Source organism: Salinarimonas sp. (genome assembly GCF_040111675.1).
Taxonomy (GTDB): domain Bacteria; phylum Pseudomonadota; class Alphaproteobacteria; order Rhizobiales; family Beijerinckiaceae; genus Salinarimonas.
The window spans coordinates 877,527-893,753 of sequence record NZ_CP157794.1 but is presented as its reverse complement, the minus strand read 5'-3'; the positions used below and the strand labels follow the sequence as shown (position 1 = coordinate 893,753).

At 70.0% G+C, this 16,227-nt stretch carries 14 protein-coding genes; 2 read left to right on the top strand and 12 right to left on the bottom strand.

Annotated features, from left to right (window positions below; all coding sequences use genetic code 11):
* Window positions 1-442 precede the first annotated feature (442 nt).
* Both trkA and ABL310_RS04125 read left to right on the top strand, forming a co-directional pair.
* Window positions 443-1,828 (top strand): Trk system potassium transporter TrkA, encoded by a 1,386-nt coding sequence (trkA, locus tag ABL310_RS04130; protein ID WP_349370441.1) that lies wholly within the window; start codon window positions 443-445, stop codon window positions 1,826-1,828.
* A 3-nt stretch (window positions 1,829-1,831) separates the two neighbouring features.
* On the top strand, window positions 1,832-3,319 hold the full coding sequence (locus ABL310_RS04125; protein ID WP_349370440.1) for a TrkH family potassium uptake protein: 1,488 nt from the start codon (window positions 1,832-1,834) through the stop codon (window positions 3,317-3,319).
* A gap of 279 nt (window positions 3,320-3,598) precedes the next feature.
* On the opposite strand, the gene ABL310_RS04120 is transcribed toward ABL310_RS04125, so the two are convergent.
* From ABL310_RS04120 to ABL310_RS04065, 12 genes are all read right to left on the bottom strand, one after another.
* The gene (locus ABL310_RS04120; RefSeq protein WP_349370439.1) at window positions 3,599-4,849 is read right to left on the bottom strand and encodes a type II toxin-antitoxin system HipA family toxin; all 1,251 of its coding nucleotides are present in this window, start codon (window positions 4,847-4,849) and stop codon (window positions 3,599-3,601) included.
* 13 nt (window positions 4,850-4,862) lie between these two features.
* Entirely contained in the window at window positions 4,863-5,132 is a 270-nt protein-coding gene (locus ABL310_RS04115; RefSeq protein ID WP_349370438.1) for a helix-turn-helix transcriptional regulator, read from the bottom strand.
* A 125-nt stretch (window positions 5,133-5,257) separates the two neighbouring features.
* Window positions 5,258-6,502: a phosphopentomutase gene (locus ABL310_RS04110; protein ID WP_349370437.1), complete on the bottom strand. Its 1,245-nt coding sequence runs from the start codon at window positions 6,500-6,502 to the stop codon at window positions 5,258-5,260.
* Window positions 6,503-6,798: 296 nt separating this feature from the next.
* Complete coding sequence (locus ABL310_RS04105) at window positions 6,799-8,427, bottom strand: ABC transporter ATP-binding protein (RefSeq protein ID WP_349370436.1); 1,629 nt, start codon at window positions 8,425-8,427, stop codon at window positions 6,799-6,801.
* Entirely contained in the window at window positions 8,424-8,771 is a 348-nt protein-coding gene (locus tag ABL310_RS04100) for a PIN domain-containing protein (RefSeq protein ID WP_349370435.1), read from the bottom strand. The genes ABL310_RS04105 and ABL310_RS04100 overlap by 4 nt, the downstream gene beginning before the upstream one ends.
* Window positions 8,761-9,003 carry a hypothetical protein gene (locus ABL310_RS04095; RefSeq protein WP_349370434.1) on the bottom strand — a complete coding sequence of 81 codons (243 nt, stop codon included), beginning with the start codon at window positions 9,001-9,003 and terminating at the stop codon, window positions 8,761-8,763. Before ABL310_RS04095 ends, ABL310_RS04100 begins: the two co-directional genes overlap by 11 nt.
* 88 nt (window positions 9,004-9,091) lie before the next feature.
* Entirely contained in the window at window positions 9,092-9,538 is a 447-nt protein-coding gene (locus ABL310_RS04090; RefSeq protein WP_349370433.1) for a PIN domain-containing protein, read from the bottom strand.
* A complete protein-coding gene (locus ABL310_RS04085; RefSeq protein WP_349370432.1) occupies window positions 9,535-9,879 on the bottom strand; it encodes a hypothetical protein in 345 nt (114 codons plus the stop codon). Before ABL310_RS04085 ends, ABL310_RS04090 begins: the two co-directional genes overlap by 4 nt.
* 35 nt (window positions 9,880-9,914) lie before the next feature.
* Window positions 9,915-11,081: an ABC transporter permease gene (locus tag ABL310_RS04080; protein ID WP_349370431.1), complete on the bottom strand. Its 1,167-nt coding sequence runs from the start codon at window positions 11,079-11,081 to the stop codon at window positions 9,915-9,917.
* A gap of 1 nt (window position 11,082) precedes the next feature.
* The gene (locus ABL310_RS04075) at window positions 11,083-12,183 is read right to left on the bottom strand and encodes a microcin C ABC transporter permease YejB (protein ID WP_349370430.1); all 1,101 of its coding nucleotides are present in this window, start codon (window positions 12,181-12,183) and stop codon (window positions 11,083-11,085) included.
* Between the two features lie 88 nt (window positions 12,184-12,271).
* The gene (locus tag ABL310_RS04070; RefSeq protein ID WP_349370429.1) at window positions 12,272-14,182 is read right to left on the bottom strand and encodes an extracellular solute-binding protein; all 1,911 of its coding nucleotides are present in this window, start codon (window positions 14,180-14,182) and stop codon (window positions 12,272-12,274) included.
* The gene (locus ABL310_RS04065) at window positions 14,179-16,029 is read right to left on the bottom strand and encodes an extracellular solute-binding protein (RefSeq protein WP_349370428.1); all 1,851 of its coding nucleotides are present in this window, start codon (window positions 16,027-16,029) and stop codon (window positions 14,179-14,181) included. Before ABL310_RS04065 ends, ABL310_RS04070 begins: the two co-directional genes overlap by 4 nt.
* Window positions 16,030-16,227: the final 198 nt, after the last annotated feature.

The following is a 16,227-nucleotide window of genomic DNA, read 5'->3' as shown; positions in this document are numbered from 1 at the left end:
CCTGTAGGGGAAGGTGTCGCCGCGCGCAGCGCGGTGACGGATGGGGCGCGCGGCACGCGCGTTCGGCGAAGCCGAATTCGACGGGTGAGCCGGTCGCAGCCGCTGGTTTCCGCTTCGCGGAACGCGTCGCTTCGCGCCGCGCCCCATCCGTCTCGGCTTCGCCGAGCCACCTTCCCCTACAGGGAAGGAAAGCCGGAGCCTCGGTCGGCGCTCGATGACCGTCCGCCGCGAGCATTCGCCGAGGCGCCGTCCGCCGCTCGCCTCCCCTGGAGAGGCCGCCCCCCGGGGGCGGCCTCTCCGCGTTCATCCGCGCCTTGTCCCTGCCTCCGCTTCGTCGTAAACACGGCGGCGCGGCCGTCGCCCCGCCGGGCGGTCCGAACCTCTCATCCGCAGCGTGGGGACGCCTCGCGTCGCGGGCGTTGAACTCTTCGACGAGCAGGGCATGAAGATCGTCGTCTGCGGCGCCGGACAGGTGGGATCGACCATCGCGCGCCATCTCGCCAACGAAGGCATCGACGTGACCGTGGTCGACGCCGATCCCGGCCAGGCGCGCCGGGTAGACGAGAGCTACGAGGTCCGCGGCATGGTGGGCCACGCCTCGCATCCGGAGGTGCTGGAGCGCGCCGGCTGCCGCGAGGCGGACATGCTGATCGCCGTCACCCGCTCGGACGAGGTGAACATGGTGGCCGCCCAGGTCGCCTACTCGCTCTTCCGCGTGCCGCGCCGCATCGCCCGCGTGCGCCATCACGGCTATCTCGACCCCTATTCCCGCGCGCTCTACGCCGCCGACCAGATGCCCATCGACGTCGTCATCTCGCCCGAGCTCGAGGTGGCGAACGGCATCGCGCGGCGGCTGCGCACGCCCGGCGCCTTCGACACGGTGCCGCTGGCGGAGGGCCGCGTGCAGCTGATGGGCATCCACACCGACACGCCGGGCTGCACGCTCACCGGGCGCACGCTCGCCGAGGTGCCGCAGGTGATGCCCGATCCGCACATGATCGTCGTCGCCATCGTGCGCGACGGGACGGCCTTCGTGCCCAAGGGCGCCGACCGCATCGAGAAGGGGGACGACGTCTACGTCGTCACCGAGCCCTCCCGCGTCGACCGGGTGATGGCGGTGTTCGGCCACGAGGAACGGGTGGCGCGGCGCGTGGTCATCGTCGGCGGCGGCAACGTCGGCCTCAACCTCGCCAAGATGCTCGCCCGCGAGGCGCCCTACGTGCGCCTCAAGATCATCGAGAATTCCCGCGACCGCGCCGAGATCGTCTCCCGCGAGCTCGGCGACCGCGCCGTGGTCCTCCACGGCGACGCGCTCGACACCGAGGTGCTCGAGGAGGCGAACGCCGGCTCGGCCGAGACCGTGGTCGCCGTCACCAACGACGACGAGACCAACATCTTCTCGTCCGTGCTCGCCAAGCGCATGGGCTGCAAGCGCGCCATCACGCTCGTCAACAAGACGAGCTACGAGCCGATCATGCCCTCGCTCGGCATCGACGCCGTGGTCTCGCCCAACGCCATCACCATCTCCACCATCCTGCGCCACGTGCGCCACCGTTCGGTGTCGGCGCTCTACACCCTGCGCGAGGAGTTCGGCGAGGTGATCGAGGCGCGTGCGCAGGCCGGTTCGAAGCTCGTCGCCGGGCCGATCAACAGGATCGGCCTGCCCGACGGCATGCTGATCGGCGCCGTGGTGCGCGGCGAGCAGGTCGTCATCCCGCACGGGGACTTCGTCGTGCGCCCGGGGGACGCGGTCATCGCCATGGTCACCTACAAGGCGCTCAAGAAGGCCGAGGCCTTCCTCGCCGGCAAGTCGCCCGACGAGCGCTGACCCGTGGCGCGCGTCTCCCTCGACACCTGGGCGCCGCCGGCCCTCCGCCCGATCATGCTCCTCGTCGGCGGCATGCTGCTGGCGCTCTCCGCCGCGATGCTGATCCCCGCGGGCTTCGATCTCTACGCGCGCAACGAGGATTGGCGCGCCTTCGCGCTCTCCTCGATCGTCACCTTCGCCTGCGGGCTCGGGCTCGTGCTGATCTCGCGCGCCAAGCTCGCGGGCGGGCTGACGCTGCGTCAGGCCTTCGTGCTCACCCCGCTGACCTGGCTGACGGTGGCGCTGTTCGCGGCGCTGCCGCTCTACTTCTCGGACTACGCCCAGCTGCGCGACAGCTTCACCAACGCCTTCTTCGAGAGCGTGTCGGGCCTCACCACCACGGGCGCGACCGTGATCGTCGGCCTGCAGGACGCGCCGCCGGGCGTGCTGATCTGGCGCGCGCTGCTGCAATGGATGGGCGGCATCGGCATCATCGCGACCGCGATCGCCATCCTGCCGGCGCTCGGCGTCGGCGGCATGCAGCTCTTCCGCACCGAGAGCTCCGACCGCTCGGAGAAGGTGCTGCCGCGGGTGCGCGAGATCGCCACCGCCATCGTCTCGCTCTATGTCGGCTTCACATTGGTCTGCGCCATCGCCTACCGGCTCGCCGGGATGAGCGGCTTCGACGCGCTGGCGCATGCCTTCACCACCATCGCGACGGCGGGCTTCTCGACGCACGACAACTCGCTCGGCAATTGGGTCAACCCGGCGGTGCACTGGATCGCGATCTGCGGCATGCTCGCCGGCGCCGTGCCCTTCGTGCTCTATGTGCGCCTGTTCCAGGGCGAGCTCGACACGCTGCGCAACAGCCAGGTGCGGGTTCTGTTCGGCTTCCTCACGGTGGTGATCGCGCTGATGGCGCTGTGGCTGGTCTCGTCGGGCCGCTACGAGATCGGCGACGCCGTCCGCCACGCGGCCTTCAACGTCGTCTCGGTGGTGACGACCACCGGCTTCGCCTCGACCGATTACGGCGCCTGGGGCAATGTGGCGGTGGGCGTGTTCTTCGGGCTGATGTTCGTGGGCGGCTGCACCGGCTCCACCGCGGGCGGCGTGAAGATCTTCCGCTACGAGGTGATGGCGCGGCTCCTCCACAGCCATTTCCTGCACCTGATCTACCCCCGCGGCGTCTTCCCCCGCTCCTATGCCGGCCGCGCCCTGCCCGACGACGTCGTCGCCTCGGTGGTGGTGTTCTTCTCGCTGTTCTTCGTGTGCTACTCGATCATCACCATCGTCCTGATGGCCTTCGATCTGGACTTCCTCACCAGCGCCTCCGCGGCGGTGAGCGCGTTGTCGAACGTCGGCCCGGGGCTCGGGCCCATCATCGGCCCGGCGGGCACCTTCGGGCCGATGCCCGACCCGGTGAAATGGGTGCTCGCCTTCGCCATGCTGCTGGGGCGGCTGGAATTGTTCACGGTGCTGATTCTGTTCATGCCGCGGTTCTGGCGGGGGTGAGACGCGCCGCCCCTGTCATCCCCGGCCGGAGCGCCGAAGGCGCGCAGGGGAAGGGGACCCAGCACGGAAAGCGCGCCGACAGCGCTCTTTGCGCCGCCGACCAGGCGGCCGGTCGCCGCAGGACGACGCCGCCGCCCGCCTGCGCCGCCGGCTCTACGCGCTTCGCGCCTTCCTCGAAGCGGACGAGCCCCTCCCCGGCCGGTCGCGAGCCGCTGGATGCAGGTCGACGGCGATCCGCTGGAATGGCTGGCGGATTAGGGGCCGCGCCCTCCCTGGCCCTCACCCCCGCACCACCTCCGCCTGTCGCGCGATGCGCCGGCAGCGCTTCGTCACCGCGTGCACGAGCCGCTCCAGGATCGGGTCGTCCCCCGCCGGCATGGCGGCCACGCGCGCCGCGGCGTCCTGCGCACGCGCCTCGACCGTCGCCGCGATCTGCTTCACCCGGTCGAGCGTGCGGGCCGGCGAGAGGCCGACGGCGCGGGCGAGGGCGCGCCAGTCGAAGCCGTGGAGCTCGGCGGGATCGGTGCGCCCGTTGATCGCCTGGGGCAGCAGCCGATCAACCCGGGGGTAGAGAGCGGCGCAGACGAGGTCGTAGAGCGGCGCCAGCCGCGCGCCGCCGCCGGCGCCGATCAGGACGGAGTAGTTCTTGGCGTGGGCGTCGGTGTTGCAGAGGAGGACGTTGACGACGAGCGCGTCCATCAGCGCGAGGCGCGCGCCGGGCGAGACATACGCACCGACCGCCGCGAACAGGTCCGCGATGCCCGGGCCGGGCTCGCGCAGCGGGCCGCCGCGCTCGTACTTGGCGATCGGCCAGCGGCCGAGGAGCTGGCAGAGATCCTCCTGATGGATCCGTGCCCAGCCGGCGGGCGTGCGCACGCGGTCGTAGCGCGTCACCAGCAGATAGGCGCGCGCCCCGGCCCGGCCGGTCTCCACGTCGGCGACGTCGAGACCGGCGAGGCGGGCGAGCGTCATGCAGAAGGCCTCGTTCCAGACGCTTCCCGGCAGGTGGCGGGCGTCGGGCTTGAGGATGTGCGTCGAGGGCGCGCCCTCGAGCGGCAGGTAGAAGCGCCCGCCCTCGTAGACGATCGCGAGCTTCTGCTGCACGCCAGCGAGCGACATCGACACGCCCTCCTCCGCGACCAGGAAGGGCTTTTGCGGCAGCTCGTCGAGGATGCGCACGAGGGCCCGCTCGTCGGGGATCGCGCGGCGATGCTCGCCGGGCGCCCGCGGCGCGCCGATGGAGAGCGCGCCGGCGGTGTCGCGGCCGATGCGCAGGAGCAGGCCGAGCACGTCCTGTGGCGACACGCCGACGATCTGCCCGATCTCGGCGAGCTGCGTCTCCGGCAGCAGGTTCGCCAGCCAGGGCAGGGCGCGCGCCGCCGGCGCCGCGCCGTCCGAGAGCGGCATCGCCAGCGAGACGGGAAACGCGTTCGGCCGCGCGCGCCAGGCGTCGTCGTAGACGAGGAAGCGCTCGGGATCTCCCGTCAGGCGGCAGACCGGAACGTCCTCGAAATAGACGGTGATCGCCATCGCCGCGCCGCCGTCAGAACCGCGGGAGGTGGTCGAGCTTGCCGTCGTCGGGCGGCGTGTCGGCGGGCGCGGACGGGCGGGCCGAGGCGTCGACGAGGCGCAGGCCGACCTCGCGGGCTGCGAGGAGGGCCTTGCCGAGCTGGACGGTCGACTTGCCGGCCTCGAGCTCCACGATGAAGCGCTCTCCGGTCCCGCAGCGCGCCGCGAGATCGGCCTGGGTGAGACCGAGCGCCTTGCGGCGGGCGCGGACGAGGGCGCCGAGATCGGCGGGCGTCGCGATCATGACCGGCTCCTCGGGTGGGGATGGTCTTCCCGATCGGGAAGAGAGCGCAGGAAACACGCGTCATCTTACCGAACGGGAAGATTACTGGCAAGACGAACAGATTCATCCCGATCGGGAAGAGCCCCTCACATCCCGAACGCCGTCCCCTGCCCCGTCCCCGCGACCCCGAGCCAGTGCGCCAATGCCGCGCCCATGTCGGCGAAGGTCTCGCGCCGGCCCAGCTCGCGCGGCGCGAGGCCCGGGCCGAAGGCGAGGACCGGGACGTGCTCGCGGGTGTGGTCGGTGCCGATCCAGGTCGGATCGTTGCCGTGGTCGGCGGTGATCACGACGCGGTCGCCGGGGCGCAGCGCCGCCTCGATCTCGGGCACGCGGGCGTCGAAGGCCTCGAGCGCGGCGGCGTAGCCGGGGACGTCGCGGCGGTGGCCGAACTCCTGGTCGAAATCGACGAGGTTGGCGAAGACGAGCCCGCCCTCGGGCAGCCGCGCGAAGGCGGCGAGGGCGGCGTCGAGGTTGGCCGCGTTGCCATGGCCCTTCACCTCCTCGCCGGTGGCGCGGTGGGCGAAGATGTCGCCGATCTTGCCGACCGAGACGACCGCGCGGCCCTCCCGCACGAGGACGTCGAGGAGCGTGTCCGCGGGCGGGGGCAGGGCGTAGTCCTTGCGGTTGCCCGTGCGGGTATAGCCGGTCTCGGGCGCGCCGACGAAGGGGCGGGCGATGACGCGGCCGACCTTGTAGGCGTCGCAGAGCTCGCGGGCGATCCGGCAGGTCTCGTAGAGCCGCTCCAGCCCGTAATGCGCCTCGTGCGCGGCGATCTGGAAGACGGAATCCGCCGAGGTGTAGCAGATCGGCTTTCCCGTGCGCACGTGCTCGGCGGCGCATTCCTCGATGATCGCCATGCCGTTGGCGTGCTTGTCGCCGAGGATGCCGGGGAGGTGCGCGCGCGCGATCAGCGCATCGGTGAGCGCCTTCGGGAAGGTGGGCTCGGTCTTCGGGAACATGCCCCAGGCGAAGGGGACCGGGCAGCCCATGATCTCGTAATGGCCGGACGGCGTGTCCTTGCCCGCCGAGGTCTCGACCGCGTAGCCGTAGGCGGCCACGGGTCCCTCGGGCTGCGGCGCGAGGTCCGGCAGCGGCGCGGCGCGCCCGGTCGAGGCGGCGTGGGCGAGGCCGATCCCGAGCCGGGCTAGGTGGGGGATGCGCAGCGGCCCGTCGCGCAGGCCGGCGCGATCGCCGCGGCCGTCGCGGCAGGCCTCGACGATGTGGCCGAGCGTGTCGGATTCGGCATCCGAGGTCTCGTCGCCGTAGGCATGCGCGTCCTCGGCGCCGCCGACGCCGACGGAATCGAGGACGATGACGAGCGCGCGGGGCATGCGGCGTGTTTCCTTCTTTGCGCGGAGGCTAGCGCGGGGGGCGGGGGTTGTCATCCGCACGGACGCTCCTTCCCTGTAGGGGAAGGTGGCCGGGCGGCGCAGCCGACCGGACGGATGGGGCGGGGAGCGGGAGCGACGCGTTCGGCGAAGCCGAAGGGAACGCGGGCCGCGAGACGAATCGGCAGCGGCGAGGCAATTCCGCCGATTTCGGCTTCGCCGAACGCGGCTTACGCCGCGCCCCATCCGTCACCGCGCTTCGCGCGGCGCCACCTTCCCCTACAGGGAAGGAGAACACGTCACTCCCGCACCACGTCCGGCCGGGCCTCCAGCGCGAAGGCGGCGGCGAAGAGGGCGCGGGTGTAGTCCGTCTCCGGCGCCTCGAAGATGCGCTCCGCCGGCCCCTCCTCCACCACGACGCCGTTCTGCATGACGAGGACGTGGTTCGCCAGCGCACGCACGACCTTGAGGTCGTGCGAGATGAACATGTAGGCGAGCTTGCGCTTCTTCTGGAGGTCGCGGAGCAAGTCGACGATCTGCGCCTGGACCGACATGTCGAGAGCGGAGGTCGGCTCGTCGAGCACGACGAAGCGGGGCTCCAGCGCCATGGCGCGGGCGATGGCGATGCGCTGGCGCTGGCCGCCGGAGAATTCGTGCGGGTAGCGGTCCATGGCCGCCGGGTCGAGGCCGACGTCGAGGAGCGCGCGGGCGACGATCTCGCGGCGCTCCTCCAGCGAGAGCCGGCTGTTCATGACGAGGAGGCCCTCCTCGACGATCTGCGCCACCGAGAGGCGGGGCGACAGCGAGCCGTAGGGGTCCTGGAAGACGATCTGCATGTCCTTGCGGTAGGGGCGCACGCGGTTGGACTTGAGCCCGTCGAGCCGGTCGCCGAGGAAGACGACCGGGCCCTCGGACGAGATCAGGCGGAGCATGGCGAGGCCGAGCGTGGTCTTGCCGGAGCCGGATTCGCCCACCACGCCGACCGTCTCGCCGGCGCGCACCCGCACGCTCACCCCGTCCACCGCCTTGACGTGCCCCACCGTGCGGCCGAGGAAGCCCCGCTTGATCGGGAAATGCACCTTGATCGGCCCCGCCTCGACCAGCGTCTCGGCGTCCGCCGGCACGGGGTCGGGCCTGCCCTTCGGCTCGGCGGCGAGGAGGCGGCGGGTGTACTCGTGCTGCGGATTATCGAACACCTCGGCCACGGGGCCGTGCTCGACGATCTTTCCCTGCAGCATCACGCAGACCCGGTCCGCCACCTTGCGCACGATCCCGAGATCGTGGGTGATGAACAGCATCGCCATGCCGAGATCGCGCTTCAACTCGGCGAGCAGCGTCAGGATCTGCGCCTGGACGGTGACGTCGAGCGCCGTCGTCGGCTCGTCGGCGATGAGGAGATCGGGGTCGTTGGCGAGCGCCATGGCGATCATCACGCGCTGGCGCTGGCCGCCGGAGAGCTGGTGGGGATAGGCGTCGAGGCGCGAGGCGGCCTCGCGGATGCCCACCCGCTCGAGCAGGTCCAGCGTGCGGGCGCGGGCGTCCTTCTCCGACAGCTGCCGGTGGAGCCGCAGGATCTCCCCGATCTGCCGCGAGATCACGTGCAGCGGGTTGAGCGAGGTCATCGGCTCCTGGAACACCATGGTGATGTCCGCCCCGCGCACCTGCATGATCTCCTGCTCGGAGGCGGCGAGGAGGTCCCGGCCCTTGAAGTGGATCTCGCCGGACGGGTGCGAGGCGGACGGATAGGGCAGGAGCTTGAGCACCGAGAGCGCGGTGACCGACTTGCCGGAGCCCGACTCGCCGACGAGCGCCACCGTCTCGCCCTTGGCGATGTCGAAGGAGACGCGATCGACCGCGAGCGCGGTGCGCCCGGATTGCGTGAAGGCGACGGAGAGGTCGCGGACGGAGAGGAGGGGGGTGGTGGTCATGAGGTCTCGATCATCGTGTCTCGAGGAACTCGCGGACGCCCTCGGCGGTCGGGGCGATGCGCCGCATGCCGGTGGGCAGCCGGATGCGTCGGTCGCTGCTGACGAACGCGTAGCCCCGACCGGACGATCAGCGTCAGATACGCGTCCGTCAATTCCGCGTCGTCGAGCCTCGCCGGCTTCGCGAGCACCTCCGCCAAGGTCAATTCGCTCGTCACGCGCCTGATCACGCCCGGCGTGGCGCCGGTGAACAAGCTGCGCATCGCGTTCGCATGACCGCCCCGGGTTTCGAATGCGGCGATGAATGCGTTGCTGTCGCGATAGACGGATCCCGCCTCAACGCTCACGGTGCGCCCACTCTTCCCGAAGAGACCTGACGTAAGCGTCGACATCTTCGATCGAAGCATAATTGTCGCGCAGGCCGAAGAGGTGCTCGACGGCGATCGGCGCGTCCGCAGCCGCCGCCTCGTCCGCCTCGACGGTCACCTCCACCGTCGCGAACGCCGCCGGGTCGAGTCCCTCCCGCAGCTGCTGCGGCAGCTCTCCCACCGGCACGTGATGCTTGACGATCCTGTTCACGGCTCCCTCCAGCGGCGACGTCGCGCGCGATCATAACCTAGTTGGGCGCGGCGCGCAGCGCGCGTCAGCATGCCTCAGCTCTCGTGCGTCACGCGCTCGATCCCGATGCGGACCATCGGCGCCCGTGGCCGGATGCGCCTGTCGGAGGCGAGGAAGACCTCCAGCCGGCGATCTCGGCGGTCGCGAGGTGGATGGCGTCGGCGAGCTTGCCGCCGTCCGCCGCACGGATCTCGCCGCTGCGCTCGAGAATTCCGCGCGTAATCGGCGCGCATTCGATCAGCTCGGGCTGCTCGAAAAGGTCGCGATACTGCGCGAGCAGCCCGGAGGCGCCGTCCCGCATCGGCACCACGATCACCTCCGCCAGCGTCAGCTCGCTCGTGACGAGCGCAATACGGCCAGCCCGCGCGTCCGAGACGAGGCGAGCGAGGCCGGCATCCGCGCGCTCGACGAACTCGATCAGCACGTTCGCGTCGAGATAGATCCGTGTACCGTCGGAGTACGGAGCCTGCGGAGTTTCACCCATGCGGGGGCTCAATCGTCCTCGTCCCGCAGCGCGCGGATTCGAACGACGGCCTCCTCGATGCTCGTGTTCAAGTGTGCGTGCGACCCGAAGAAGCGGTCGAACAAGCGACCACGCCGCTCCACTTCCTCCGGCGGCAGCGGCGGCGGCTCGCCGTGCTCCGCCCAGTGCTGCCGCCGCCAAGATTCGAGCGTGAGCGCCTCGCCCTCGTCCTCGGGCGCCGCGGGCGCGCGCTCGTCCGCGTCCGACGCGGGGCCGCGCACCTCGACCTCCACGATCTCCCCGGCCGCGAAGCCGCGGCGCAGCTCCTCGGGCAGGCGCTCGACGGGGACGTGATGCTTGACGACCTTGTTCACGGCCGGCTCCTCCTCACCCTCATCATACCTCGTCCTCAGGTGAACGTCTTCCTCGGGTCGAAGGCGTCGCGCACCGCCTCGCCGACGAAGATCAGGAGCGAGAGCATCAAGGCGATGACGAAGAAGCCCGTGAGCCCGAGCCAGGGCGCCTGGAGGTTCGCCTTGCCCTGGGCGAGGAGCTCGCCGAGCGAGGGCGAGCCCGGCGGCAGGCCGAAGCCGAGGAAGTCCAGCGAGGTGAGCGTCGTGATCGAGCCGTTGAGGATGAAGGGCAGGAAGGTCAGCGTCGCCACCATGGCGTTGGGCAGGACGTGCTTGGCCATGATCTTGGCGTCGGCGACGCCGAGCGCCCTGGCGGCGCGGACGTACTCGAAGTTCCGCGCCCGCAGGAACTCGGCGCGCACGACGCCCACCAGCGACACCCACGAGAACAGGAGCAGGATGAAGAGCAGCACCCAGAAGGTCGGCGTGATCACGGAGGCGATGATGATCAGGAGGTAGAGCGAGGGGATCGCCGTCCAGATCTCGATCACGCGCTGGAAGATCAGGTCGACCCAGCCGCCGAAATAGCCCTGCACCGCGCCGGCGATCACGCCGATGATCGAGGAGGCGATGGCGAGCACGAGGCCGAACAGGACCGAGATGCGAAAGCCGTAGATCAGCCGCGCCAGCACGTCGCGGCCCTGGTCGTCGGTGCCGAGCCAGTTCATCTCCAGCGCGTCGCAGCTCTCGACGCCGAGCCGATCGATCGCCTGGGCGCATTGCGCCTCGTCGAGCATCCAGGTCGGCGGCGCGGGCGCCGGGACGGGAAGGTTGAGATTGTGCGTCGAGTAGTGGAAGCGGATCGGCGGCCACAGCATCCAGCCATTGGCCTCGATCTCGTCGGCGATGAACGGATCGCGATAGTCCGCCACCGCGAGGAAGCCGCCGAACTTCTCCTCCGGATAGTCGACGACCACGGGATAGAGCAGCTCGCCCTTGTACATGGCGAGGATCGGCTTGTCGTTGGCGATGAACTCCGCGAACAGCGTCACGACGAAAAGGACCATGAAGATCCAGAAGGACCAGAGCCCGCGCTTGTTCGCCTTGAAGTTCTGCAGCCGCCGCCGGTTGATCGGCGTGAGGTTGAGCAGGCCCTTGTTCGCCACGGGCGGGGCGAGGCGCTGGCCTTCGAGGGGCTTCCTGAGATCGACGGTGACGTTCATCTCAGACCTCCCGCGTCTCGAAGTCGATGCGCGGATCGATCCAGACGTAGGTGAGGTCCGAGATCAGGTTCACCACCAGGCCGACGAGCGAGAAGATGTAGAGCGTCGCGAACACGACCGGATAGTCGCGGTTGACGATCGATTCGAAGGAGAGGAGCCCCAGCCCGTCCAGCGAGAAGATCGTCTCGATCAGGAGCGAACCGGCGAAGAAGGCGCCGATGAAGGCGCCTGGGAAGCCGGCGATGACGATCAGCATGGCGTTGCGGAAGACGTGGCCGTAGAGCACCTGCCGCTCGGAGAGGCCCTTCATCCGCGCCGTCATGACGTATTGCTTGCGGATCTCGTCGAGAAACGAGTTCTTGGTCAGCAGCGTCGCGGTCGCGAAGGCGCCGAGCGCCATGGCGGTGATCGGCAGGGCGATGTGCCAGAGATAGTCGAGCGCCTTGCCGACGAGCGAGAGCTCTTCCCAATTGTCGGAGGTCAGCCCCCTCAGGGGGAAGATCTGCCAGAACGAGCCGCCGGCGAAGAGCACGATCAGCAGGATGGCGAACAGGAAGCCCGGGATGGCGTAGCCGACGATGACGATCGCCGAGGTCCACCAGTCGAAGGGCGTGCCGTCCCGCACCGCCTTCTTGATCCCGAGCGGGATCGAGATGGCGTAGGAGAGGATCGTCATCCACAGGCCGAGCGTGATCGAGACCGGCAGCTTCTCGATGATCAGGTCCACCACCGTCACGTCGCGGAAATAGCTCTCGCCGAAATCGAAGCGGATGTAGTTCCACAGCATCAGCCCGAAGCGCTCGTAGGCCGGCTTGTCGAAGCCGAACTGCGCCTCGAGCTCCGCGATGAACTGGGGGTCGAGCCCCTGCGCGCCGCGATAGGTCGAGGTCGTCTCCCCTCCCCCGTTCCCGGCGCCGCTCGCGAGATCTCCGCCGCCGCCGGCGATGCGCGAGGTCGCGCCGACGTCGGTGCCCTGCAGCTGCGCGATGATGCGCTCCACCGGGCCGCCGGGGGCGAACTGGATGATGACGAACGAGATCAGCATGATCCCGAACAGGGTCGGGATCATCAGGAGCAGGCGGCGGAGAATGTAGGCCAGCATCGCTTTTCGTTTCACTCTGGCGGTCGCGCCGGAGCGCGACGTTACCCGTCATCGCGCCCGGCGGCAAAAAAGTTGCGGCGAGGCGGCCTCAGGTCCGGTTCGCGCGCGCCGCCTTCTCCTCGTCGAACCACCAGGCGGAGGTTCCGATCCCGTAGCGCGGCCGGCGCTCGGGGCGCGAGAACTCGTCCCAATAGGCGAGCCAGTCGGTCGGCTTGTACCACATCGGCACCATGTAGCGGCCGGCCCGCAGGACCCGGTCGAGCGCCCGCGCGGCGGTGACGACCTCCTCGCGGCTCTGCGCGTTGGCGATGACCTCGATCAGCGCGTCGGCCACCGGCTCCGCCACGCCGGAGATGTTCGCCGTCCCCGACGTCGCGGCCGCTTCCGAGCCGTAGACGATCCGAAGGCTGCCGCCCGGCGTCAGCGAGGCGCCGAAGCGGCGCGAGGCGACCTCGAAGTCGAAATCGTTCATCCGCCGCTCGTACTGGGCCGCATCGACGATGCGCGACGTGCCCTCGATGCCGAGCAGCTTCAGGTTGGCGAGGAACGGCTGCAGATGCGGCTGGAACAGGGGCGAGAAGTCGAGGAACTCGATCGTGAAGGGCTCGCCCGAGGGCAGGTGGAGCGTGGCGCCGCGCCGTTCGCAGCCCGCCTCGCGCAGGAGATCGTTGGCGCGGCGCAGGAGCGCGCGGTCCTGCCCCGACCCGTCCGAGACGGGCGGAACCCAGGGCTCGCCGAAGACCTCCTCGGGAAGCCCCGCGCGATAGGGCTCGAGCAGCGCGAGCTCCGCCTCGGAGGGCGGCCCCTCCGCCTTCAGCTCGGAATTCTCGAAGAAGGAGTGCAGCCGCGCGTAGGACGAGAACATGATGTTCTCGTTCGTCCACTCGAAATCGAACGCGTAGCCGATGGCCTCGCGCACCCGCGGATCGGCGAACTTGGCGCGGCGCGTGTTGAACCACCAGCCCTGCGGCCCCTGCGGCAGGTTGGTGTCGAGCTCCTCGCGCACCACCCGTCCCTCGTTCGCGGCCGGGAAATCGTAGCCGCGCGCCCATTGGCGGGAGGTGAACTCCTCCCGGAACGAGAACTGGCCGGCCTTGAAGGCCTCGAACGCGACGTCGCGGTCGCGGAAATACTCGTAGCGGATGCGGTCGAAATTGTTCTGCCCGACGTTGATCGGCAGGTCCGCGCCCCAATAATCCTCCACCCGCTCGAAGGTGATGCTGCGCCCGACGTCGAAGGGCCCGACGCGGTACGCGCCGGATCCGAGCGGCGCCTCCAGCGTCGAGGCCTGGAAGTCCCGGCCTTCCCAATAGGCCTTCGAGAAGACCGGCAGCCCGGCGACGACGAGGGGGATGTCGCGCGTGCGCTGCGGGACGAATCGCACCTCGACGAGGTGGCTCTCGAGCGCGACGGCGCTCTCCACCTCGCGCAGGCGCTGCGAGAGATTGGGATGCGCCTGCTCCTTCAGCAGCATGAAGGTGAAGGCGACGTCCTCGGCGGTGAGGGGAGAGCCGTCGTGGAAGCGCGCCTGCGGCCGCAGCCGCCAGCGGAAGACGAGCCCGTCCTTCGAGCGCGCCACCGTCTCCGCCAGGAGCCCGTAGAGCGCGTCCGGCTCGTCCGAAGAGCCCGCCATGAGCGTGTCGAAGGTCGCGCCCATGCCCGCGGCGCCGTCGCCCTGCAGGACGTAGGTGTTCAGCGTGTTGAAGGTGCTGAAGTTCTGATTGTAGGCGATCGAGGAGACCTGCCGCGAGATCTCGCCGCCCTGCGGCGCGTCCGGCTTCACGTAGGGCAGGTGCGCGAAGTCCGGCGGCAGCTCGAGGGGGCCGAACAGCGACATGCCGTGGCGCTCGACGAAATCCTCCTGCGCGAGGCCCACCGCGCTCACCGCCTCGTAGGCGGCCCGCGCGCCCCGCGGCAGGGCGAGCGCCCCCGCGAAAGCGGCGACGCCCATGAAGAATCCGCGGCGCGTCGGGCCGCTTCTCGTGATCGGATGCGTCATCGCGCGGTCCCCGTTTGCGCAGCCTTCTCGGCGTCGTACCACCAGATCGTCGGAAACGCCGCCGCCCCGTAGCGGGGCATGATCTCGGGATGCGAGAAGCGGTCCCACCGCGCCGTGCGCTGCTCGCCGAGAAACCATTGCGGCACGACGTAGTCGTTGTGCAGGAGAACGCGGTCGAGCGCCCGCGTCGCGGCGACGAGCTCGCCGCGCGTCTCGGCGAAGACGATGCGCTCGATCAGCTCGTCGACCACCGGATTGCGGATGCCGGCGTAATTCTGCGAGCCCGGGAGGTCCGCCGCGCGCGAGCTCCACATGTCGCGCTGCTCGTTGCCGGGCGAGAGCGATTGCGGCCACAGCACCGTGGTGAGGTCGAAATCGAAGCTGCGCAGGCGGTTCTGGTACTGCGCCGGGTCGATGACGCGCACGTTCAGCCGGATGCCGAGCCGCTCCAGCGCCTGGCCGTAGGGCAGCGCGTAGCGTTCGTGGCTCGGCTGGAAGGTGATGAACTCGATCTCGAAGGGCTCGCCGGTCTCGGCGTTCACCCGCCGGCCGCCTTCGAGAACCCAGCCCGCCTCGCGCAGCAGGCGATCGGCCTCGCGCAGGTTGGCGCGCTGCGCCTGCGGATCGGCGTTCTCCGGGTTGGTGTAGACCTCGGTGAAGACGCTGTCGGGGATGCGGCCGCGATACTCCTCGAGGATCTCGAGCTCGCGCCCCTCCGGCAGGCCGACGGAGGCGAGCTCCGTGCCCTCGAAGAACGAATCGATGCGCTCGTAGGCGTTGAAGAAGATCGTGCGGTTGATGTCCTCGAAGGCGAAGGCGAGGTTCAGCGCCCGGCGCACGCGCGCGTCCTGGAAGCGCTCCTGGCGCAGGTTCGGCACGAAGGCCTGCATGCGCCCGGACGACAGGATCGGGAAGCTCTCGAGCACCACCTCGCCCTCGGCGCGCGCCGGGAAGTCGTAGGCGGTCGCCCAGTTGCGGGCGACGTTCTCCGAGCGGAAGTCCACCTGGTCGGCCTTGAAGGCCTCGAGCAGCACCGTCGCGTCGCGGAAGTACTCGTAGCGGACCTCGTCGAAATTGTACTTGCCCACGTTCGTCGGGTGGTCGACCGCCCAGGCGTCCGGCACGCGCTCGTAGGCGACGCTGCGGCCGGGCGAGAACGAGGCGAGGCGGTAGGGCCCCGAGCCGAGCGGCGGCTCGAGCATGGTCTCGTCCGGCGCCCGCGCGGGATCGGTCCACCAGTGCTTCGGCAGGACGAGGAGCTGGCCCATGATCTTGGGCAGCTCGCGGTTTCCGGTCACGTCGAAGCCGAAGGTGACCTCGCCCTCCCCCGTCTCCTCGGCCGAGACCACGTTGGCGTAGTAGGTCTGGTAGAGCGGATTCGCCGCCTTCAGCGTCTCGAACGACCAGATCACGTCCGCCGCCGTGATCGGCGCGCCGTCGTGCCAGCGGGCGTCGGGGTCGAGACGGAAGGTGACGCTCGAATAGTCGTCCGGGAAGCGTATGGCCTCGGCGATAAGGCCGTACATGGTGGACGGCTCGTCCATGGCGTCCGTCATCAGCGTCTCGTAGACGAGGCCGAGCCCGGCGGCGAGCTCGCCGCGCACGCCGGCGACGATGATGTTGAGATTGTCGAAGGAGCCCTGGGTCCCGAGCCGAACCATGCCGCCCTCGGGCGCATCCGGGTTCACGTAGTCGAAATGCGCGAAGCCGGGCTCGTAGCGCGGCTCTCCCATCAGGGCGGCGCCGTGGCGCCATTCGCCGGCATCCTCGGCGGTCTGCGCCGATATGGCCGGCGGGAAGCCCACGGCGAGCGCGAGCGCGGCGGCGGTCAGGAGGCGTCTCGTCAAGCGGCGATCCTTCTGCGGTTCTCCGGGAGCCTGCGATGAGTATGGGGAGAGGACGGGAAGGTGTCCACATTCGGGACGTGGCCGCGGGGGCGCCTGCGTAAATCGTCGCACCCCGGCGCAGGACGATGGCGGATGGCGTCGGCATCCGGCCATCGCGTTCGATCACGCGCGGCCCGGGGGCAATTGCGGTGCGTTGAA